Origin of the sequence: Actinoplanes sp. NPDC023801, assembly GCF_040639655.1 — a bacterium.
In the GTDB taxonomy this organism is placed as follows: Bacteria; Actinomycetota; Actinomycetes; order Mycobacteriales; family Micromonosporaceae; genus Actinoplanes.
In genome coordinates, this window is the sequence record NZ_JBFAAI010000006.1 from 217,695 (window position 1) to 238,401 (window position 20,707).

Genomic DNA, 20,707 nt, shown 5'->3' on the forward strand with positions numbered 1-20,707 from the left:
TCATTGACGGTACAAGGCTGTGTCATGCCGTGGGGCCGAAGAAGCTGTGTGCTTGCTGAGTGCTGGGGCGAAAAGCAGCAGAGCAGCCGGGTAGAGCAGGTAACCGAATCGTGTCGTCGGCATCAGCAGGATCGCGGTGAAGAGCCCCCACCCGCAGAACAGCGCGGCCGAGCGGGCGGTCCGCGGCGGACGGCGCAGCAGGAGCACCCCGATCACGAGGGCCGCGGCCACCAGAAGGCCGGCCGCGACAGAACGGCCGCCCGGCACGGTCTGCGCGATCAGGTAGCCGGGGAACGGCGACTGCGCCGGACTCGTCACCAGGCCGTGCCCCAGCGGGAAGCGGAGCACGTTCTCGACCAGGGCGTCCACGTCCACCAGCAGCGGCGGGAGCAGGGCGAGCATCGGCAGCCCGAGCGCGCCGGGCAGCAGACGGCGCCACGTTCCGGTCGCCACCGCGTGCACGACCAGGACGGCGACCACCGGAAGGGCGAACAGCTTGCAGGCCGCGGCGGCACCGGCGGCGACTCCGGACCAGCCGGGGCGGCCGGCCGAGGCGAGCGCAAGGGCGAGCAGGCACAGGGCCAGCACCGGGATGTCGTCCCCGCCGGTCGCCAGGGTCAGTGCGGTCACCGGCAGGACCGTGGCGGCCTGCATGGCGCGTACCAGAGTGGGGTGCTCCGGGATGAAGGACGGGAACGCACGCGCCGGTCGTACCGCCGAAGGGTCCGGGCGACGCAGAAGGGTGACCGCCGCACCGACCGCGGCCACCGTGATGATCGCGAACCAGATCCGTGCGTCGGTCCACCAGTGCTCGCCCGCGAGCGCACGCGGCAAGCCGAAGATCGACATCCCGGGCTGGTACGGGCGGTACCCGAGCAGGCGCTCGTCGAGCGGGATCGCCGCGATCTCCGGGCGACTCAGATAGGGCGTGCCGCTGTGCAGCAGCGACTCGCCCATGTGCTCGACGACCAGGACCTCCTCCTGGGCCCGGTCGGTGCGCCCACTCGCACGCTGCACCGCCTGGACGATCATCGGGAGCAGCGCCACCGCACCCCAGGCCACCCAGGTGAGCAGGCCACGCTGCCGGACCAGGAAGACGAGCAGCGCGGCGGCCAGATAGCCGCAGGCCGCGATCGCACCCCAGGCCCGGTGCGGCAACAGGGTGGAGGTCAGTGCGGTGACCAGCGCGAAGATGGCGGAGAGCGAATACAGGAGCAGGTCGACCGCGCGGTCCGACAGCTTGATCACGCGGGCAAGTTTGGCAGACGGCGCGCCGGCAGACGGACCACCGAGCCCTCCACGTGCAGTGCCACCGCCAGCGCACCCGGTCGTCCACCGCAGCCACGACGCAGGATGCCGAGGAAGCGGGCGGCCGAGTGGGGCCGGGCGAACAGGTGCCCCTGCCCGGCCGTGCAGCCGAGCGACCAGAGAGCGCGCCGCTGCGGTTCGCTCTCCACTCCCTCGGCCACCACCGTGAGATGCAGGTTGCGGGCCAGGTCGACGGTCGTCCGGACGACCGCGGCGGCTTCCGTCGACGTCTCCACCCCGGCTACGAACTCGCGGTCGATCTTGAGCTGGTGCACCGGGATGCGAGACAGTACGGAGAGCGACGACACGCCTGTCCCGAAGTCGTCGATGGCCAGCCGGACCCCGGCATTGCGCAGCTCGGCCAGGGTACGTTCGACCACGTCGAGCTGACTGACGGTGAGCGTCTCGGTGAGTTCGAGCACGAGCCGGTCGGCGGGCACGTCATGCCGGGCCAGGCGGGCCAGCACCGCGCCGGGGAACGTGGGGTCCAGCAGGCTGCGCGGCGACACGTTGACCGCGACCGGCAGGTCGAAGCCGGCCTCACGCCAGCTCTGCCGGGCGATCAGCGACTGCTCCAGCACCGCGTCGGCGAACGCCGGCAGTTGCCCGGACCGCTCGACGGTCTCCAGGAACCGCACCGGACTGAGGTTGCCCTGTTCCGGGTGGTGCCACCGGGCCAGCGCCTCGGCCGCCACCACCTCGCCGGTGCCCAGATCGACGATCGGCTGGAAGTCGACGGTGAACTCGTGCTCGGCGACGGCACGGCGCAACTCGCCGGTGAGCATCAGCCGTTCCAGGTCGGCGGTGTCCCGGGCGTGTGCGTAGACGACGGTCTGCTCGCCGGCGCGTTTCGCCTGGTACATCGCGATGTCGGCGCGGCGCATCAGCTCTTCGACCCCGCCGGTGCCGGCGGCCAGAGCGATACCGCCGGCCGCCTCGACGGTGAGCCGCATCCCCTCGACCTCGATGACGGCGTCCAGAGCCGTGAGCATGCCGGCGGCCCGGTGCCCGGCCAGTGCGGGTGTCGGCAGGCCGGTGAGCAGCACCGCGAACTCGTCGCCACCGAGCCGGGCGACCAGATCTCCGGGGGCGGCCGCGTCGCGCAGGCGGCCGGCCACCTCACGCAGCACGTGGTCGCCAGCGGCGTGCCCGAGTGTGTCGTTCACTTCCTTGAAGTGGTTCAGGTCGATCAGGAGCAGAGCGAACAGGCCGGACCGGGCGGGCGGGTGGAACAGCTGCTCGGCATGGTCGTAGAGCCGGCGGCGGTTGGCCAGGCCGGTCAACGAGTCGTGGGTCGCGGCATGGGCGTTCTCCGCGGCGATGCGAGCCAGTTCGGCGTAGGCCTGCGCGTTGCGGATGGCGGTGCACACCGCGGACGCGAAGGTACGGAGTTTGTACTGCTCCACCTCGGTCAACCGGACCTTGCCCCCGAACCGCAGCCGCAACACCCCGACCCGGACACTGCCGTCGTGCGCGATCAGGTCGACGGTGGTCTCGTCCGAGGGCGGCGCGACATCGGCCGGGATCGGCCCGTCCGCCAGGACCTGGGACTCGGTGGCCCGGACCGTGCGGGCGGTCAGGTCGATGGCGGCCTCGGCCGCGGAGAAGATCTGGGCGGCGCGAGTCGTCGCCGAGTGCAGGACCTGGGTGAGGTCGACGGCGTTGAGCTCGTCGGTGGCCTTGGCCAGACGCTGCCAGGACTCGCGTTCCTCGCGGGTGCGGACGCTGCGGGACTGCCACAGGTGCATACAGACCACAACGAGCGGGACCACCAGCAGGAGCAGCGGGTTGGTGCCGGTGGCGAGAACCCCGATCACCAGCAGGACGGCGACCAGTTCGCCGAGGTGGAGGATGACCTTGCTGGGCCAGTCGTGCAGAGCGATCCGCCAGGCGCTGCTGCCGGTGGCCACCGACACCACCGGGACGAAGGCGAGGTGGTCGACCAGGATGTAGGCGGCCAGTGCCAGCATGATCGGCAGCACCGGGAAGGCCGGCTGGGACAGATCGGCACGGACCCCCAGCGCGAGGAATACGGCGGCCGCCGATCCGGTGGTCAGAGCTTCCTTGGCTATACCGAATGCCGTTTTCTGCGGACCGAGCCACTTCAGGCAGCGTACGACGACAATCGCGACGAGTGCGGAGAAGACGACCCATGGTGCCGGGATGAGGGTCAGTCCGATCAGGACCGGCACCTCGGCCCAGGTGTTGCCGTCGATGTTGGACTTGACCCGGACGTAGACCCGCGTCCGATGCGCGATGATCATGAGGCCGCAGAGGGCGGCGAGGGTCAGTGGGGCAGGTGACGCGGCCGGCGGACGCAGCAGGGTGTAGGCCCCGAAGCCGGCGATCGTGCAGAGGCCCAGAACGACGACGAGACCGACGAGCAGCCGTAGCTGCCGATCGGTCACGTTGTCTTCGTCGTTGTCCTGAGACATGCGGTCCTTGTCGTTGCTCAGCGCGATCAAGTCGTTGCTCAAACACCAACGTAATTGATAACTGTCTGTCCGCGCATCAGGCGTTTTTCAGGCCCACTCTTTGGCGTCAACCATGACGATTACCTCCCTATTTGCCCCGTGTCGTCCTGACAGGACCTAACTTAGGACTGAGTGGAGGTGTTTTCCAGTGGATAGTGTCGGTATGCGCAAAATGCGATAACCGGATGACATACCGTTACGGACAGCTTCTGAATGGAAACCCAGTGCGATGGGAATCGGTTCATTCACTTACCCGAAATTCTATTTCCGATATCCGTAGAGCATCCCTGAGCTCTGTGGACGAAGTGTGAAGCCGGTGCGGCGGGGGTGGGAACTAAGCTCCCGGTATGTCCCAGGGAACCCAGTTGACCCACGTTGACGAGACCGGTGCCGCGCGCATGGTCGACGTTTCCGCCAAGGCGGTGAGCGACCGCCGGGCCATCGCCGCGGGCCGGGTCCGGACCACCGCCGAGGTGGTCGATCTGTTGCTGCGTGACGGCCTGCCCAAGGGCGACGCGCTCGCGGTGGCCCGCCTCGCCGGGATCATGGGGGCCAAGAAGACCCCGGATCTGATCCCACTGTGTCACCCGATCGGACTGCACGGGGTCAAGGTCGAGCTGACCACCACTCCCGACACCGTCGAGATCACCGCGATCACCAAGACCGCGGACCGGACCGGCGTCGAGATGGAAGCCCTCACCGCGGTGGCCACGGCCGGCCTCGCCATGATCGACATGATCAAGGCGGTCGACCCCGCGGCCAGCCTGGAAGCCGTCCGGGTGCTGCGAAAAGAAGGCGGCAAGACCGGCGACTGGGTACGCCCGGAGGACCGGCCGTGACCATCCGGGCCCGAGTGATCGTCGCGTCCAACCGGGCCGCCGCCGGGGTCTACGCCGACACCAGCGGCCCGCGTCTCGTCGCCGGGCTGCGCGAACTCGGCTGCGACGTGGACGAGACGCCCGTCGTCGTACCCGATGGGGATCCGGTTGCCGAAGCCCTGCGCACCGCCGTCGCCGACCGCATCGACGTCGTCCTGACCAGCGGCGGAACCGGGGTCACCCCGACCGACCGCACCCCCGAGGCCACCCGGGGCCTGCTCGACTTCGAGATTCCCGGTATTGCCGAGGCGATCCGTGCCCACAGCCGCGACCGGGTACCCGCGGCCGCGCTGTCCCGAGGACTCGCGGGAGTCGCCGGGCGCACCCTCATCGTCAACCTGCCGGGCTCCACCGGTGGCGCCAAGGACGGGCTGGCCGTGCTCGGCCCCCTGCTGGCTCACACCGTGGACCAGATCCGGGGTGGCGACCACTGAGCGTTAGGCTTCTGCGGTGACCGAGTCGACCCCTGCGGACTGGGAACTGGCGCGCACGCTCGCCTATGAGGCGGGCCAGGCGGCGGCCCGTGGCGTGGAGACGATCCCGCTGGCCGATGCCGACGGCCGGACCCTCGCCGAACCGCTGCGCACCCTCACCGACCTGCCCGCCTTCCCGACGTCGAGCATCGACGGATGGGCGGTGCGCGGCGCCGGTCCGTGGCGGCCGGCCGGCCGGGTGCTGGCCGGTGGCACACCACCGCCGCTCGCCGCGGACGGCGACTGCGTCGAGATCGCCACCGGCGCGATGGTTCCCGAGCACGCCACTGCCCTGATCCGGATCGAGGACTCGGTCACCGGGGCCGACGGCCGGGTCTCCGGCGAGCCGCGCGCCATTCCCGACTGGCGGCTCCCCGGCGAGGAGGCCCGCCTCGGCGAGGAACTCTTCCCGGCCGGCACCACGGTCGACCCGGCGATCATCGGCGTTGCCGCGACGTGCGGTTACGAGACTCTTCCGGTCCGGCTGCGGCCACGCGCCGCGCTGCTCGTCTTCGGCGACGAGCTGCTCACCGCCGGCCCTCCCGGCGCCGGCCGGGTCCGGGACTCCCTCGGTCCGCAGGTGCCCGGCTGGCTGCGACGGTACGGCGCCGGTGTCGAATCGGTGACCGGCCCCGTCAAGGACACCCTGACGGCACATCTCGTGGCGATCCGGTCCGCCCTCGGTACGGCCGACCTGGTCTGCACCACCGGCGGCACGATGCACGGTCCGGTCGACCACCTGCACCCGGCGCTTGCCGAGCTGGGCGCGTCCTACATCGTCAACACCGTCGCGGTGCGCCCCGGCTTCCCCATGCTGCTCGCCCGGGTGCCCGGCCCCGACGGCCGCGACCGCTTCCTCGCCGGCCTGCCCGGCAACCCGCAGTCCGCGGTGATCGCTCTGGTCACGCTGGTGGCACCGCTGCTGGCCGGGTTGCACGGGCGGGCGCTGCCGGCGCTGCCGGCGGTCACCGCGGGTGCCGCCGTCCCGGGTCGTGGTGGTTTCACCCATCTGGCGCTCGCCGCTCTCGACCCGGCCGGGCGCACCGCGACGCCGGTCGGGCACGTCGGGTCCGCCATGCTCCGCGGGCTCGCCAACTCCCACGGTTTCGTCGTCGTTCGTCCCGGCACACAGGCCGTCGCCGGTGACACGGTTCCCTTCCTGCCCCTTCCGTTGCTGCCGGGAGAACGCCCATGACCACCGCCATCGGTGTGGTGACCCTGACCGCTGTGGTCGACGAGCCGCTGGACCTGGCCGCGCACGAGGCGGCGGTCGCCGACCCGCGGGCCGGCGCTGTCGTCTCGTTCCAGGGCGTGGTCCGCGATCACGACGAGGGCCGCGGTGTCACCCTTCTGGAGTACGAGGGCCACCCCACCGCCGCCGCGATCCTGCGTGAGGTCGCCGAGGAGATCGCTGCCGACCCGGCCGTCTACGCGGTGGCCGTGTCGCACCGCATCGGCACGCTTGCCATCGGGGACGTGGCGCTGGTCGCCTCGGTCAGCACGGCACACCGGGCGGCGGCGTTCGCAGCCTGCGGCCGGCTGGTCGACGAGGCGAAGGCCCGTCTGCCGATCTGGAAGCGGCAGGTCTTCAAGGACGGCACCGAAGAGTGGGTCAACTGCCCCTGACCGGGGTGCCCGGTACAGCCGGTCAGCCGCCCCGTGGCAGGGGAATCGCCGCACGCCGGGCCGCGGTGGGGCGCCGGGTCGGCAGCGTCGGTGTGCCGTGCCGCCACGGCAGCGCGTTGACCAGCACGATCAAGGCGAAGGCGGGCACGTTCCAGCGGAGCGACCAGACCGGTGTGCTGATCAGGACCAGGTAACCGGCGGCGGCCGCCGCGAGATGACCCATGCCGGTGAAGCGTGCCGCGCGGGGCAGCCGGACACTCAGCCGGCGGCGCAAGCCGGTGTCGGCCAGGATCAGAACGGCGGGAAGCAGCCACAGGCTCTCCGCGGCGGTGGTGACCGGGCCGGCGACGGCAGCGGTCAAGCCGATCAGGGTGAACGCGGCCACCTCGTCACCGTCGGCGTGGGCCGACCGGGCCCGGATCAGGCCGACAGCCACCAGCAGGACACCGAACGAGAACCACACCAGGACCGGCGGCGCGGGGAAGCCGTACAGCCGGGCCATCACACCGGCCAGGGACTGGTTGTCGGTGTCGCTCACCGGGGCGGAGCGGTCCAGTTCCCACATCGTCGTCCCGTACCAGGCAATGCTCTCGACGGGTGCCAGGACCAGCGCGGTGAGGGTGACAACCGTCGCGGTCGCCATCGCGGTGAGGGCCGCACGGCGCCGCCTGGTGACGAACAGATGCACGATGAACAGCAGTGCGACCGGACTGAGGGCGGTCGCCAGGCCGGTGCCGGCACCCGCCCACGTGCCGGCGGTCCACGCCCGGCGCAACGGTCCGGGTGCCGCCGGATCCACCTCCGAACACGCCGGCCGGGACCTGAGCGGGCGCGAGGGGGCGGGGATGCCGGGACGGCCGGCACCGGACCGGCCGCACCCCAGCAGAGCGTTCAGAGACCGGTGCCGCGCCCGGGACACCCGGCGGAGAGCGACCAGGTCGGCCGCGAGCAGGGCGAGGATCAGCAGCTCCGGGCGGCCGAGGCCGATCGCCGCGCGGACCGGCTCGGCAACCAGGGCGAGCGCGGCCACGGCCACCACGAACGGGCCGCGCCGGCGTCCGTATCGGCGGGCGACCGGACCGGCGACGACCCGGATGGTGAGCAGCAGGGCGGCCAGCCCGGTCAGGGCGAGCAGCCAGCCGGCGGCACGCAGCGGCAGCAGGGTCAGCGGCGCGAACATCAACGCGAGTGCGGGCGGCAACGCGGCTCCCGCTTCGGTCCCCGGTGAGCGGTACGCGTAGAGCCCGTCACCGGCCAGCCAGCCCCGCATTGCCCGGTGTTCCACGGCGAGCGTGCTCAACCCGTACCGCTGCAGGTAGAGAGTGATGATCGCGACCGTGAGAAGGACGCCGACGGCGACCAACCCGGTTCGCGCCCGCGCAGCGTTGTGCACGTTGTCCTCGTTCGCCGGCATGGCGCGACTCCCGTCTCGTCCCCGGGCACGGCACGTTCTGCCGGTCGACCCGCCCTCTTGCGCGAGGGGCGAAGCGGTCGGGAACGGCAGGTCGTAGCCGAGCGGAAAGCGAGCTTGGAAGGCACAGACCGACCGCGCGGCCCCTCGTCCGCTTTAACGCAAAGGCCGCAAGAAGGTTGTTAGCCGGGCAATTTACGCGCCGCCACGGCCGACGCCGTTGCGATCTTGGCCTCCCGGCGAGCGGTACGCAGAGCGCGCCGAACCGAGCGCTGACTCCGATCCACCGCGTGCGTTGTCCGATAACGAAGACCGGGCTTGCCCTCGGTGTCGACCGCCGCCAGAAGCAGCCCGCCGAGCAGCCCGAGGTTGCGCAGCACCTGATCCCGGTCATCCCGGCCGGTCGCCGTGTGCGGGATCAGCCCGGCGGCCAGAACCGCCGCGGCGGGCCGGGTGAACCGGCCGGTGGCAAGCGCCAGACCGGCCAGCACGTCAGCGGCGGCCTTGACGCGGACCAGGGTGACGGGGTCGGTGGGCAGGCGTGGGTCGGTCCGCTCGAGCAGCGGTGTCACCCGGTCGGTGAGCGGACGGACCGCCTGGACGCGGGACTCCGGCCGCGCCAGGGTCCGGATGCCCTCGACGACGAAGATCGATGCCAGCATGGCGCGCGCTGCGCTGCGAACGGGCCTCATGGCTCCGGTTATACCCGCACCGGCGGTCTTATACCGGCTGTGTCCTGAGGTATCGGCCGAAGTGCGGGACGGTGAACGCGACCGTTCCCCGTTCACCGGAGTAAATGAGTCCCTTTTTGATCAGCGCGTCGCGGGCCGGGGACAGGCTCGCCGGCTTCCGGCCCAGCGAGATGGCGATCTCCGAGGTCGGTACGGCAGCGTCCATGTCGTTGCCCGGATCGTCGGAGAGGGCAGCCATGGCCCGCATGTACTCCCGCTCGGCCGGAGTGGCTCGTTCGAAGCGGGAGCCGAAAAAACCGACCGCCAACTCGGCCTCCGCCTCCGGAGCGGCCACCCGGACGTCGTCGGCGGTGATCGGTGACTGCGGCGCGTGGTCCCAGGTCGCCTTGCCGTAAGCCTGTACGAAGTACGGATAACCGCCGGACTTCTCGTAGAGGAGATCGAGCGCCTCCTGGTCGTACTCGACGTCCTCCCGTTCCGCGGGCACTCCGAGCGCCAGGTCCGCGGCGTCCCGGTCCAGCCGGTCGATCCGGGCGTAGCGGAAGAGCCGTTCCGAGTACGACTTGGCGGCCGACAGCACGGCCGGCAGGTGCGGGAGTCCGGCACCCACCACGATCAGCGGTGCACCCAGCTGGGAGAGCTCGTGACAGGCCGCGCAGAGCGCCGACACGTCCGTGGCGCTCAGGTCCTGCATCTCGTCGATGAACAGGGCGATGCCGGTGCCCACGTCGGTGGCCAGGGATGCGGCGTCGGTGAAGAGTTCGACCAGGTCGATCTCGATGTCGCCGGAGTCGGCACGGCCGCGGGCCGCCGGCACGTCGATGCCGGGCGCCCACCGTTCGCGCAGCTTGGAGTTGCCGTCGTTGGCCCGTAGCGCGAACGCCTTGAGTACGCCGAGCACCTCGTCGACCCGGTCCGGATCGCGGTGATGCGGGGCCAGTTCGCGGATCGCCATGTGCAGCGCGCCGGAGACCGGGCGGCGCAGCGACTGGTCCGGCCGGGCCTCGATCTTGCCGGTACCCCAGAGCCGTCCGATCGCTGCCGAGCGCAGGGTGTTGAGCAGCACCGTCTTGCCGACGCCGCGCAGGCCGGTGAGCACGAGGCTGCGCTCCGGCCGTCCGCGGGCCACCCGCTCGAGGACCACGTCGAAGGCGTCCAGCTCACGGCCGCGACCTGCGAGCTCGGGTGGGCGCTGACCGGCGCCGGGAGCGTACGGGTTCCGCACCGGATCCATGACGTAGCACCGTATCGGGCTCTCTAGCGTCAGCGCTAGAGTCTGCTCGATATCACCCTCTAAGTTCGTCTAACAGGAGCGCTAGAAAGCGCTAGACGGGTGCATACTCCCGCAGGCACAGCACGAAATCGACGTCGTCGTACTCAGTGTCGTAGTAGTACCACTTGGTGTACTTGGGCACGGTTCCGCACTTCCGGACCGCGTCCCGTTCGCCGGTGGTCTTGCCGTCGATACGCTTCAAGATCTCGTAGGTGTTGCCCGTGCACACCACGATCCGTAGCTTCGGCTCACTGTTCGTGCCCTCGTTGCGCACGCACTGGCCCTTCGCCGCGAACCGGGCATCCGCGCTGGTCTGCGGACGGGGAACGCGAGGTGCCGCAGTGGTGGCGGCAACGGTCGGCGCCGGTTCCTTCTCGTCGCCGAGAACGAACCAGGCCGTGGTCGCCACACCCCCGCCGATCAGCACACTCAGCGCCGCCACCGTGGCACCCATCGCGAACCCGCGTCGAGCCGGCTGCTTCTGCCACCCGGCGTCCGGCTTCTTCCACTCAGCCGGCGGGGCGAACGCCTGCTGCTGAGGGATCTCATGTCCGTGCCAGGGATCGGACGGCTCCGAATATGGCTGCTCGGGGCTACCACCCGGCCATGACTGACCAGGGTACGGCCCGTTCTGCGACATCGGGGGTCCCTCCGGAAGCGGCTTAGGCTGCTTGCCACCGTAGCGTGCGGCGGACAATCGGATACCTTTCACGTTCGTGTCGTCACAACTGGTGATCTTGTCGATGCTTTTCGGGGCGGCGGCCGGAGCGTTCCTGCCCCGGATCGGGCACCGCCTGACCGTCCCGTTCGGATCGTCGGCCCGTACCGCGTGCGAACGGTGCGGCCGGCCGTTTCCCGCCGGAGCGGCCGGATGGATCCACGCCGGACCGTCCTGCTGCACCGGCGGACACCTGCCACCGGTGACACTCGCGCTGACCGCCGGACTACTGGCGGCCGTCCTCGGCCCAGTCCCGCAACTGCCGGTCCATCTCCTCGCGGCGCTCCCCGGACTCCTCCTCGCGATGATCGACCTGGGCTGCCTGCGGCTGCCCGACCGGTTGGTCGGCATCCTGGCGCTGGCCGGTGGGATCCCGCTCGCCCTGATTGCGCCGGACCGGATCGTCCCGGCCCTGAGCGCCGGACTGCTGGTCGGCGCCGCCTACCTGGCGATCGCCCTCCTGCCCGGGCGTGGACTCGGCCTCGGCGACGTGAAACTGGGCGCGGCACTGGCGTTCCTGCTCGGGTTCGCGGGCTGGCCGGCGGTGGCCGTCGGTCTCGGCACCGCCCACCTGCTCAACGGAGCGATCGCCACCTGGTTGCTGGTGACCCGCCGGGCACGGCCGATCCCGTTCGGGCCGGCACTGCTGCTCGGTGCCTGTATCGGGCTCACCGCGGCTTGAGCCTCACAGCAGTCGGAGCTGGCGGTCCTTCGGGCGGGCCGGGGAAGTGTCGCCCAGCCTCTCGAACAGTCCGGAATCGATCACGTCGAGGAACGGCGTCGGCGTCTGCTCCCGCTCGCTGCCGTGCCGGAAACGCTTCGCCGAATGACTGACGTACAGCCGATCCTGCGCCCGGGTCAGGCCGACGAAGAACAGCCGGCGCTCCTCGGCGGTCTCCTCCTCGGACGGCGTCGAGCCCGGCCACCGCAGCGGCAGCAGCCCGTCCTCGCACCCGACCAGGAAGACCACCGGGAACTCCAGGCCCTTCGCGGCATGCAGGGTGAGCAGGTTGACCGCCTCGGCACGCGGATCCAGCGCGTCCACCTCGGCGCCGGTCGCCAGCTGCTGCAGGAACAGCGGCAGGTCGTCGCCCACCCGGTCGGCCAGCGGTGTCAGCAGCTCGGCGGCGAGCCGGACGTCCTCGGGAACGAGCTGGTCGCCGTCGAGAGTCGGCGCCGCACAACGCTGGGCCAGCACCTGGGCGGCGGCCTTCACCCGGGCGGCCAGCGGACCACCGGTGCCACCCGCGTGCCGCAACTCGCGGGCGATCTCTGTCACGCCCGCGCGATCCCGCAGCCGGTTGTGTGAACGCTTCTGCACCGGAATGCCGGCGCGCGACAGCGCGTCGAAGATCGGCCCGGACTGGGCGTCGGTGCGGTAAAGCACCGCGATGTCCGAGAAAGACAAGTTCCCTACGGCGGCGGTACGGGAGTCGATCCGGCCCGAGTCGAGCGAACGGTGGGACAGCCCGCCGACCAGCTCGTCGATCGTCCGCACCACGAAATCGGCCTCGTCGGCGACACTGCGGGCCGGGTACCGGCCGACCAGCGCGGCCTCCGGATCCAGCCTGGCCGGATCCAGCCGGCGCCCGCTGACCAGCGTCGACGGCGCGATGGCCTGCACCGCGGCGGCCAGGATCGGTGCCGACGACCGGTAGTTGCGGGTCAACCGGACCAGCCGCGCGTCCACGAAGTCGGAGTTGAAGCGCAGGAAGTACTGCACGTCGGCGCCCCGGAACGAATAGATCGCCTGGTCCGGGTCACCGATCGCGCACAGGTTACCGTTCGGCGGGCTCAGCAGGCGCAACAGCTCGTACTGCAGCTCGTCGACGTCCTGGTACTCGTCCACGAAGATCCACTGCCAGCGCCTGCGGTACTTCTCCACCAGCGCCGGGTCGTCGCGCAGCAGTGTCACCGGCACGCTGATCAGATCGTCCAGGTCGACGAGATCCTGCTGGCGCAGCAACTTCCGGTACGCCGCGTCATCGTCCCCGGCCTGCTCCCTGGCCTGCGCCTGCTCCTGCTCGTCGGCGATGCGCCAGCCCGAACCGAGCCCGGCCGCCTTCGCGTTCTCCTTCAGCACGGCCAGGCCCAGCGAATGGAACGTGCCCACGGTGATGTCCTCTGCCACGTCACCGAGCAGCGATTCCAGACGCTCCTTCAACTCGGCGGCGGCCCGCCGGGTGAACGTGATCGCCAGACAGCGTTCCGGGAAGACCCCCAGCTCGGCGCAGAGGTACGCGATCCGGTGCGTCAGCGTCCGCGTCTTGCCGGTCCCGGGGCCCGCCACGATCAGCAGCGGCCCGCCCGGCGCCGACGCGGCCACCCGTTGCATGGCGTCGAGACGGTCCAGCAGGCCGGTGCCGACCTCCTCCATACCGGCAAGCATCGGCTCGAACGGCTCGTGCGGGCTCGGCGGCGGTGCCAGCGGTGGCGGGGCAGGCTTTTCCTTGGCCGGCTTGGCCTTCGCTTTCGCGGGCGCGGCGGCCGGTTCGGTCCTCGGCTTCGTCACGGCCGGTGCCGCCGGGAAGTCGAAAAGCGTCTCCATCTGCGGGGCGCTGTTGCGATTCCGCAGCTCGCCCGGGTCGAACAGGGTGATCACGCCGTACTCGCCGTCGTAACCGGGCACCCGCCGCACGTCACCGCGACGCAGCCGGGTGATCGCCTCACGCAGCTCGTCACCGCCCGCCTTGCCGATCTCGTCGACCGGCACCTTGCGCAGGATGTCCAGCTCCGCGCCGAGGGTGGCGACCAGATGGTTGAGCTGCGACTCGACCGTCTTCGATTTCGGGCCGACGCCGTGGATCTCACCGATGATCTCGTGCAGCTGGATCAGATGCTCGACATGCGTGTCCTTGTGGAAGCCGAGCGGGCGATCGGCCAGGTCCTCGACCCGGCTCAGCACGCCGACCGTCAGCGGCCGGCCACACTCGGGGCAGCGGCCGTTCACGGCGCGGGTCTTCGCGGGCTCCCAGTTCACGCCGCAGGCACGGTGGCCGTCCGCGTGGTACTTGCCCTCCTCCGGGAAGAACTCGAGCGTCCCGGCCTGGCCCACGCCGTCCTTGACCGCGAAATAGTCCGGAACACCGGAGAACAGCGTCGCCTCGCGAGCCAGAGCGGCCGGGGAATGCGCATCCGAGTTGGAGACCAGGCGGTACCGGTCGAGGCTCGAGACCCGCCAGTTCATCTCCGGGTCCGAGGAGAGGCCGGTCTCCACCGCGGTCACGTGATCGGCGAGGTCGGCATAGCAGTCGGCGATCGCGTCGAAGCCCGACTTGGAACCCAGCGCCGAGAACCACGGCGTCCAGATGTGCGCCGGGACCAGATAGCCGCCCGCCTCCAGAGTGATCTCCAGGAGGTTTCGCGAGTCCAGCCCGAGGATCGGCCGGCCGTCCGCGGTCAGGTTGCCGATCCGGGACAGCGCCGTATTGATCTTCTCGACCGACGCGAAGTCGGGCGCGTAGAGCAGGTGATGCACCTTGCGGGTCTTGTCGTCGCGCTTGTAGATCGTCGAGATCTCCACGCTGAGCATGAACCGGGCCGGTGCGGTGCCCCGCAGCGATCCCGGCAGACGCTTGGTGACCGGTTTCTCGTCGGCGAGCCGGAACAGGCCGGGCTCGGCCGGCTCCAGGCTCTCCCTGAGGTGCTCGAACCAGGCCGGATGGGTGAAGTCTCCGGTGCCGAGCAGAGCGATGCCCTTGCGCCGCGCCCACCAGGCGAGGTTGGGCAGCGTCAGATCCCGGCTGCACGCCCGCGAGTAGCGAGAATGAATGTGCAGGTCCGCGACATATGTATCCGTGCTGACCTCCACGCTCCGCATCCTGTCACGGCCGTCGGTCTCGCCAAGCTTCGCCACGCTCAAACACACTTACCGATCTTGATGGGTTATGCCACACGCAATTCGATGACCGTGACCTGCGGGGGCGCGCCCACCCGCACCGGCGGACCCCAGAATCCCGCTCCGTTGGTCACGTACACCGGCACGCCGTCCACCTCCCCGAAGCCGGAGACTACCGGCTGCTGAAGCTTCACGAGCATGTTGAACGGCGCCATCTGGCCACCGTGCGTGTGACCCGAGACCTGAAGGTCCACCCCGTAGGGCGCTGCCTCGCGGGCCGCCACCGGCTGGTGAGCCATCAGCACGACGGGACGGCTGGTGTCCCGGTCGCCGAGGGCACGGGCGAAGTCGGGGGCGTCGCCCTGCTGCTCGCCGGTCAGGTCGTTCACCCCGGCCAGGTCCAGCCCGTTGATCTCGATCCGCTCGTTGCGCAGCGGCCGGATCCCCAGGCGGGCCACCTCGTCGACCCACTCCTCGACGCCCGAGTAGTACTCGTGGTTGCCGGTCACGAAGAACGCACCGTGGCGGGACTCGATACCGGCCAGCGGCGCGGCGAACCGGCCCAGTTCCGCCACGCTGCCGTCGACCAGATCGCCGACGACACAGACCAGGTCGGCGTCCACCGAGTTGATCACCTGGACGATCCGCCGGGCGTGGTCGACCCCGGTCAGCGGGCCGATGTGGATGTCCGACACGACCGCCAGCCGGGTGCCGTCCATCGCCCGCGGCAGCTTGGCGATCGGAATCCGTACTCGATCGATCTGCGGGGCGCCGGTGGCGGTCTTCACGCCGTAACCGGTGATGCCGGCGGCGGTCAGGCCCGCGAAGATCGCGGTGCCTCGGGCGATCAGGAGGCGGCGCTCGATGCCCTGCTTCTCAGCCGGCTCGCTTTCAGCCGGCTTGTTCTCGCTTTCAGCCGGCTTCCGGGCGGTGCTTTCACTCGGGTCGTTGGCGCTGCTGCCGTCACGGTCCCTCGCGCTGCCCCTGCCCTGGTCGTACGTGCTGCCTCTGCCCCGGTCGTTCGTGCTGCTCCCGCCCCGGTCGTTCTCATGCACGGATGCGGTTGGCGGATCGTCGCCTGACGCCGTGGCGAGAGCGGCCGACTGGGCCGGCACGGAGACGACATCGGTTGCGGCCGGTGCGGCAGCCGCCTGCTCAGCGGCGGTCCGGGCCTTTCCGGCGGTACGTCCCGAGCCCGCCCACAGACGCACCGTCAGCAGTCGCGGAATCTCCAGGACCAGAAGCACGACCAGCAGGTAGAACATCATGGCGATCCACAGATAGCCCGGCCACGAGAGCCACTGGAAGTAGCCCGCACGCACCCCGATGAGGGTCAGTGGAGCCAGGGCGCACAGCACCACGGCCAGCACCGTCCCGGCTCGGCGGCCCAGACCGGGCCGCAGCGGGTCACGAACCAGCCGCTTCCACAGGTAAAAGTGGATCAAGCCGACGGCGAGCAGAACCACCGCGAAGAACACCAACAAACGAACCCTCCCCAGCCGTCCACTGCCGTGGCCGCGCCCTCAGCTTGCCCGACCAAGTGTCCCCGACCGCCTGAACCTGCCGACGGCGGCCGCGCATCGGCTCCTCAGCGGTGTCTCAGCATCGGTGTGCCTCCGCGGGCGTACCGTCCCGGCATCGAACCGCCCCACCGCTTATGGCCACGCGAATGGACTCACCAGCCGTGACGCCGCACGGTGCGCGGTGCCCGGATGACGCAGGCCGCTCCGTGGTGGGTGCCCAAGCGTTTGTGTGGTGATGTGCGGTGCGCTGGCGGGCGCAGGTCACCACGCTGCGGTGCTGTGATGCGTGTTTGGTGTTTGCGGTGCGCTGGTGGGCGCGGGTCACCACGCCTGTGGCGGGTGCGGGATGCCCGGCACGCCGGGTGCTGGTCAGGTTGCTGAATCCGCGGTAGCCGACGCAGCTGCGGGTGGAGGCGGTGTCCCACTGCCGCCGTCACCGGACGGCACGTCGACGGCTGATCTGGCAGCCTGGCGGGATGGAACGGTTTCTGAGCCGTACCGCGGCGTCCGCGGCGGTCGGTGAGCAGGGCTGGCGTTACTTGATCGGAACGCTGCGGACATCGGTGGCGGTGGGCTCGCTCGCGGAGGCCACCGCGGTTGCCGCCCGCGTTGTCGAGGCCTGTGGCGCCGACGCAGACGAGCACCTGCGTCTGGACCTGCGCCCGAAACTGGTCAGCCTCATCTTGCGACCACAGGCCTTCGGCGGGGTCACCATCCGCGACACCGAACTGGCCCGCTCGATCACTGCCGCGCTCCGTGCCGTGGGCCTGGAGACGACGCCGGGAGCCGATCCGGCTGTGCGGCCGGTGCAGGAGTGGGAGGTCGCGATCGACGCCCTGGACATCGGGGCCGTTCGGCCGTTCTGGAAGGCGGTGCTCGGCTACACCGACGAGCCCGGTAAGCACGGGGCCGAGGACCGCCTGGTCGACCCGTTGCGTCAGGGCCCGGCCGTCTGGTTCCAGCGGATGTCCGAGCCTCGCCCGCAACGAAATTGCGTCCACTTCGACATCTGCGTCCCGCATGACGAGGCCCCCGGACGTCTCGCCGCAGCACTCGCTGCCGGCGGCCGGCTGGTCTCCGAGGAGCGGGCGCCGTCCTTCTGGGTCCTGGCCGACTACGAGGGCAACGAGGTCTGCATCACCACCTGGCAGGGCCGGGACCCCTAAGACGGCCGCACCGACCGCCAGCCCGCTCGCCTGAAAAGGCTTCATCAGATGGCACCGCTCCGACCTGCGGTGGCGGCCCCACCTCGCGGACGGGTCCAGCCGGGCCGGATGGATTTCCGGCCGGTCTGACTCCGACCCGCGTGCCGGCCGCCTCTCGGGCCGGCGGCAGGGTGATGACCGGGGCTCGGTGAGCCGGTCTCCGATCAGGTGGTGGCTCGCCCGGCGTGGGCCTGACGGAGTTGGATGGGCCGGTCTCCGATCAGCTGGTGGCTCGCCCGGCGAGGGGCGGCGGCGTGGGCCTGACGGAGTTCGGTGGGCCGGTCTCCACCAGGCGGTTGCTCGCCCGGCGGGGTACGGCGAGGTGGAGCTGCCGAGTCTCGGTACGTCGGTCTCCGGTCAGGTGGTGGCTCGCCCGGAGGGGTGGGCAACGACGAGGTCTCGGGGCCGTTGTCGGGTCGGGTGATCCGCTCCCGGGTGCGGTGGCCAAGTCATGACGGGGTCTCGGTGGGCCAGTCTCCGATTAGATGGCGGGCCAGAAGTGCGGCATGGGACAGCGGACTCGACGTGTCAGCGGGGTCGCCGTTGGTCGTGTAGTCGAGCAGGACCACGCCCCGCTCGGCCAGCTCGCGTAACCGTTCGACCTCGTCGGCTAGGCGATGCTCCAGCACCCACCGGTAGGCCGGCAGGTAGATCCTGCGGCGGGCGGTCGGGTAGTCCAGCAACGTCTCCCCGTGCAGTCCGGCTCGATGTCCGCGGACCGGGCCGAACCGGCGGACCGTGCGCTTGAGGCCGGTCATCGACGTGACCGACAGCTTCGCGGGGTCCACGCCCGATTGTTCGAACACCTTCAGCGCCTGCCAGATGCCTTCGACCGACGCGGCGACCACATCGGGGGTCAGCGGGACGGGAATGCCGCCGTGCGGAAAGAACGGGCTGAATCGCACCCATGGCTCGGGGCCTCGCGAGGTCACGTCGATGACGGTGGCGCCCGGAAACGCGGCACGGATCGATTCCGGTTGCCGCCGGCGGCTTGCGACATGAACCTGCATGCCGGAGATGCTGCCCGAGGGGTATGACAGAACCGGGTGCTCAGCCTCCGGCGAAGGGTGGCAGGACATCGACGGTCGCGCCGTCCGGCAGGGCCGCCGTCCGGTCGTGGCAGGTCAGTCCGTCGACCAGGAAGCTGGCGGCTTTCAGGACCAGTGCCAGCCGCTCGCCGTGCCGGTTGATGAGTACCTGGAGCAGCTCGTCGAGCGAGCCGGCCTCGACCGTCTCGCTCGATGTGCCGTTGGCGGCCGCGCGGGCCCCGGCGAAGTAGCGCACGGTGAGCACGACTCAGCCTCCGATCGCGGACATGGGGCGTACGGGCTGCAGGAAGGCGGGGTCGTCGATGCCGTGACCGGCGCGCTTGCCCCACATGGCGACCCGCCACGCCTCGGCGATGTCCGCGTCGGACGCGCCGCCGCGGAGAAGTTTCCGCAGGTCGCTCTCCTCGGTCGCGAAGAGGCAGTTGCGGACCTGACCGTCGGCGGTGAGCCGGGTCCGGTCGCAGTCGCCGCAGAACGGCCGGGTCACACTGGCGATGACACCGACCCGGGCCGGTTCGCCCGCGGCGTCGACATGTCCGGGGATCAGCCATGTCTCGGCCGGCGCTGTTCCACGTGAAACATTGTCCGGCTCCAGGGCGAAGGGCTCGAGCGCGGCCAGGATCTCCTCGGCCGTGACCATCTCGCGACGGTCCCACTGGTGCTGGGCGTCGAGTGGCATCTGCTCGATGAATCGGAGCTGGTAACCGTGGTCCAGCGCGAACCTGAGGAGCGCCGGAGCCTCGTCGTCGTTGACCCCGCGCATCAGCACCGTGTTGATCTTGACGGGGGTGAGACCGGCGGCGGCCGCGGCCCGCAAGCCGGCCAGCACGTCGGAATGCCGGTCGCGAAGGGTGAGCGTGTGGAACCGGACCGGGTCGAGCGTGTCGAGCGACACGTTCACCCGGTCGAGGCCCGCCTCGCGCAGTGGAACAGCGATCCGGTCGAGCCCGATGCCGTTGGTCGTGACCGAGAGCTTGGGCCGCGGCTCCAGGCGTGCGGCCTCGGCGATGATGTCCACCAGGCCACGCCGGATCAGGGGTTCACCACCGGTGAACCGCACCTCGGTGACGCCGAGCTGCTCCACCGCGATCCGGACGAGCCGCTTCACCTCGTCATCGGTGAGCTGCTGCGGCTGCGGCATCCACGCCAGGCCCTCGGCCGGCATGCAATACGTGCAGCGCAGATTGCACCGATCCGTGAGCGAGACACGAAGATCGGTGGCGATACGACCGAACCGGTCGGCGAGCACGGTCACGCCTGCCGCCGCGGCGGCACGGCTGATTGCCGGGAGATGCGCACGAATCGAATCTAGCCGCTCGTCACCCTCACCGCCTCTAGGCATATCGCCGTGTGGACAACGCGGTGGCCGCGTCGCGTACCCCCGGGCGGTATCCACTGCCGAAGGCGGCGGTGTGCACCAGCCACAGATGCAGCTGGTGCAGCGGCACGCGATCCCGCCAGCCTTCGTCCAGGGGCCATTCCTCGCGGTAGGCGGCGAGGACCGTGTCCAGGTGCGGTACGCCGCCGAACAGCGCCAGCGTCGCCAGGTCGGTCTCCCGGTGGCCGCCGTGCGCGGCCGGATCGACCAGCCAGGCACGCCCGTCGGCGGACCACAGCACATTCCCGGGCCACAGGTCGCCGTGGATGCGTGCGGGCGGTTCGTCTGCACCGTACCGATGAATGGTTTGGATGATCTTCTCGACCGCCGCGACGTCGGAGGCTTCCAGTGCGCCGCGATCAACAGAGATCTTGAGGTACGGAAGAAGTCGCCGTTCCGCGAACCAGGAGGCCCAGGAAGCGCCGGGGGTGTTGTCGAGCGGCAGCGGGCCGATGTATCCAGGCCGTGCGGCGCCGAAACTCGCGGCTCCCGTCCGATGCAGCCGGGCCAGGTCGCGCCCGAATTCCTCGGCGGCCGCCCGGGTGGGCTCACCCGGCTCGACCCATTCCATGGCCAGCAGGTCGGGCAGCGCGACCAGAACCTCGGGCACCGGAACGGTTCCGGCCTCGCGCAGCCATGTCAGCCCGGCGGCCTCGGCGGCGAACATGCCGGCCGGTGCCGGGCCGGACGGCCAGCTCTTCGCGAAGATCGACGAGCCGTCCTCAAGGGTCAGCCGGCTCGCCGAACAGACGCCGGAGTGCACCGGGGTTTCCCGAATACGCTGATGTGTCAAGAATGTCGGGAGATGCTGGGGGTGCGCGCGCAGGTACTCCATGTCCACCCGGTTATCTTGCGCTTCCG

General features: G+C 70.5%; 18 protein-coding genes. 6 read left to right on the plus strand and 12 right to left on the minus strand.

The genetic code is table 11. From position 1 onward, the window contains the following. Positions 1-1,248: a glycosyltransferase 87 family protein gene (locus AB0G04_RS14670; protein ID WP_360982076.1), complete on the minus strand. Its 1,248-nt coding sequence runs from the start codon at positions 1,246-1,248 to the stop codon at positions 1-3. Then, the gene (locus tag AB0G04_RS14675; RefSeq protein ID WP_360982304.1) at positions 1,245-3,743 is read right to left on the minus strand and encodes a bifunctional diguanylate cyclase/phosphodiesterase; all 2,499 of its coding nucleotides are present in this window, start codon (positions 3,741-3,743) and stop codon (positions 1,245-1,247) included. Before AB0G04_RS14675 ends, AB0G04_RS14670 begins: the two co-directional genes overlap by 4 nt. A 386-nt stretch (positions 3,744-4,129) precedes the next feature. Here AB0G04_RS14675 and moaC point away from each other — a divergent pair, with 386 nt between their 5' ends. From moaC to AB0G04_RS14695, 4 genes are read left to right on the plus strand one after another with little or no spacing between them, the layout of a single operon-like run. Further along, positions 4,130-4,621, plus strand: a complete 492-nt coding sequence (gene moaC, locus AB0G04_RS14680) for a cyclic pyranopterin monophosphate synthase MoaC (RefSeq protein WP_360982079.1) — start codon at positions 4,130-4,132, stop codon at positions 4,619-4,621. Then, entirely contained in the window at positions 4,594-5,094 is a 501-nt protein-coding gene (locus tag AB0G04_RS14685; protein ID WP_360982306.1) for a MogA/MoaB family molybdenum cofactor biosynthesis protein, read from the plus strand. The genes moaC and AB0G04_RS14685 overlap by 28 nt, the downstream gene beginning before the upstream one ends. A 16-nt stretch (positions 5,095-5,110) precedes the next feature. Continuing rightward, entirely contained in the window at positions 5,111-6,328 is a 1,218-nt protein-coding gene (locus AB0G04_RS14690) for a molybdopterin molybdotransferase MoeA (protein WP_360982081.1), read from the plus strand. Further along, positions 6,325-6,759, plus strand: coding sequence for a molybdenum cofactor biosynthesis protein MoaE (locus AB0G04_RS14695; RefSeq protein WP_360982083.1), 435 nt, complete (start codon positions 6,325-6,327; stop codon positions 6,757-6,759). Before AB0G04_RS14690 ends, AB0G04_RS14695 begins: the two co-directional genes overlap by 4 nt. A 22-nt stretch (positions 6,760-6,781) precedes the next feature. Here AB0G04_RS14695 and AB0G04_RS14700 read toward each other — a convergent pair whose 3' ends face one another. The 4 genes from AB0G04_RS14700 to AB0G04_RS14715 form a co-directional block, all read right to left on the minus strand. Continuing rightward, complete coding sequence (locus AB0G04_RS14700; protein WP_360982085.1) at positions 6,782-8,173, minus strand: glycosyltransferase family 87 protein; 1,392 nt, start codon at positions 8,171-8,173, stop codon at positions 6,782-6,784. A gap of 179 nt (positions 8,174-8,352) precedes the next feature. After that, positions 8,353-8,862: a DoxX family protein gene (locus AB0G04_RS14705; RefSeq protein WP_360982087.1), complete on the minus strand. Its 510-nt coding sequence runs from the start codon at positions 8,860-8,862 to the stop codon at positions 8,353-8,355. Between the two features lie 28 nt (positions 8,863-8,890). Next, a complete protein-coding gene (locus AB0G04_RS14710; protein ID WP_360982089.1) occupies positions 8,891-10,096 on the minus strand; it encodes an ATP-binding protein in 1,206 nt (401 codons plus the stop codon). 91 nt (positions 10,097-10,187) lie between these two features. Further along, complete coding sequence (locus tag AB0G04_RS14715; RefSeq protein ID WP_360982091.1) at positions 10,188-10,775, minus strand: hypothetical protein; 588 nt, start codon at positions 10,773-10,775, stop codon at positions 10,188-10,190. A 76-nt stretch (positions 10,776-10,851) separates the two neighbouring features. Between AB0G04_RS14715 and AB0G04_RS14720 the strand changes: the two genes are divergently transcribed. After that, the gene (locus tag AB0G04_RS14720) at positions 10,852-11,535 is read left to right on the plus strand and encodes a prepilin peptidase (RefSeq protein ID WP_360982093.1); all 684 of its coding nucleotides are present in this window, start codon (positions 10,852-10,854) and stop codon (positions 11,533-11,535) included. 3 nt (positions 11,536-11,538) lie between these two features. Here the strand turns inward: AB0G04_RS14720 and AB0G04_RS14725 are convergent, their stop codons facing one another. Continuing rightward, entirely contained in the window at positions 11,539-14,673 is a 3,135-nt protein-coding gene (locus tag AB0G04_RS14725; protein ID WP_360982308.1) for a UvrD-helicase domain-containing protein, read from the minus strand. A 65-nt stretch (positions 14,674-14,738) separates the two neighbouring features. After that, positions 14,739-16,172 (minus strand): metallophosphoesterase, encoded by a 1,434-nt coding sequence (locus AB0G04_RS14730; RefSeq protein ID WP_360982095.1) that lies wholly within the window; start codon positions 16,170-16,172, stop codon positions 14,739-14,741. A 518-nt stretch (positions 16,173-16,690) separates the two neighbouring features. Between AB0G04_RS14730 and AB0G04_RS14735 the strand changes: the two genes are divergently transcribed. Continuing rightward, entirely contained in the window at positions 16,691-17,380 is a 690-nt protein-coding gene (locus AB0G04_RS14735) for a VOC family protein (protein WP_360982097.1), read from the plus strand. A gap of 488 nt (positions 17,381-17,868) precedes the next feature. On the opposite strand, the gene AB0G04_RS14740 is transcribed toward AB0G04_RS14735, so the two are convergent. The 4 genes from AB0G04_RS14740 to AB0G04_RS14755 are packed head-to-tail and all read right to left on the minus strand — an operon-like array spanning position 17,869 to position 20,687. Next, a complete protein-coding gene (locus AB0G04_RS14740; protein WP_360982099.1) occupies positions 17,869-18,429 on the minus strand; it encodes a hypothetical protein in 561 nt (186 codons plus the stop codon). Positions 18,430-18,469: 40 nt separating this feature from the next. Beyond that, positions 18,470-18,712, minus strand: coding sequence for a MoaD/ThiS family protein (locus AB0G04_RS14745; protein WP_360982101.1), 243 nt, complete (start codon positions 18,710-18,712; stop codon positions 18,470-18,472). Between the two features lie 3 nt (positions 18,713-18,715). Beyond that, positions 18,716-19,750, minus strand: coding sequence for a GTP 3',8-cyclase MoaA (gene moaA / locus AB0G04_RS14750; RefSeq protein ID WP_360982310.1), 1,035 nt, complete (start codon positions 19,748-19,750; stop codon positions 18,716-18,718). 52 nt (positions 19,751-19,802) lie between these two features. Next, positions 19,803-20,687: a fructosamine kinase family protein gene (locus AB0G04_RS14755; RefSeq protein ID WP_360982103.1), complete on the minus strand. Its 885-nt coding sequence runs from the start codon at positions 20,685-20,687 to the stop codon at positions 19,803-19,805. Between the last annotated feature and the right edge of the window lie 20 nt (positions 20,688-20,707).

Coding starts and splice junctions, on each gene's coding strand:
- AB0G04_RS14675 (WP_360982304.1), bottom strand. CDS start 3,743: ATGTCTCAGGACAACGACGAAGACAACGTGACCGATCGGCAGCTACGG.
- moaC (WP_360982079.1), top strand. CDS start 4,130: ATGTCCCAGGGAACCCAGTTGACCCACGTTGACGAGACCGGTGCCGCG.
- AB0G04_RS14695 (WP_360982083.1), top strand. CDS start 6,325: ATGACCACCGCCATCGGTGTGGTGACCCTGACCGCTGTGGTCGACGAG.
- AB0G04_RS14700 (WP_360982085.1), bottom strand. CDS start 8,173: ATGCCGGCGAACGAGGACAACGTGCACAACGCTGCGCGGGCGCGAACC.
- AB0G04_RS14705 (WP_360982087.1), bottom strand. CDS start 8,862: ATGAGGCCCGTTCGCAGCGCAGCGCGCGCCATGCTGGCATCGATCTTC.
- AB0G04_RS14710 (WP_360982089.1), bottom strand. CDS start 10,096: ATGGATCCGGTGCGGAACCCGTACGCTCCCGGCGCCGGTCAGCGCCCA.
- AB0G04_RS14715 (WP_360982091.1), bottom strand. CDS start 10,775: ATGTCGCAGAACGGGCCGTACCCTGGTCAGTCATGGCCGGGTGGTAGC.
- AB0G04_RS14725 (WP_360982308.1), bottom strand. CDS start 14,673: ATGCGGAGCGTGGAGGTCAGCACGGATACATATGTCGCGGACCTGCAC.
- AB0G04_RS14735 (WP_360982097.1), top strand. CDS start 16,691: ATGGAACGGTTTCTGAGCCGTACCGCGGCGTCCGCGGCGGTCGGTGAG.
- AB0G04_RS14740 (WP_360982099.1), bottom strand. CDS start 18,429: ATGCAGGTTCATGTCGCAAGCCGCCGGCGGCAACCGGAATCGATCCGT.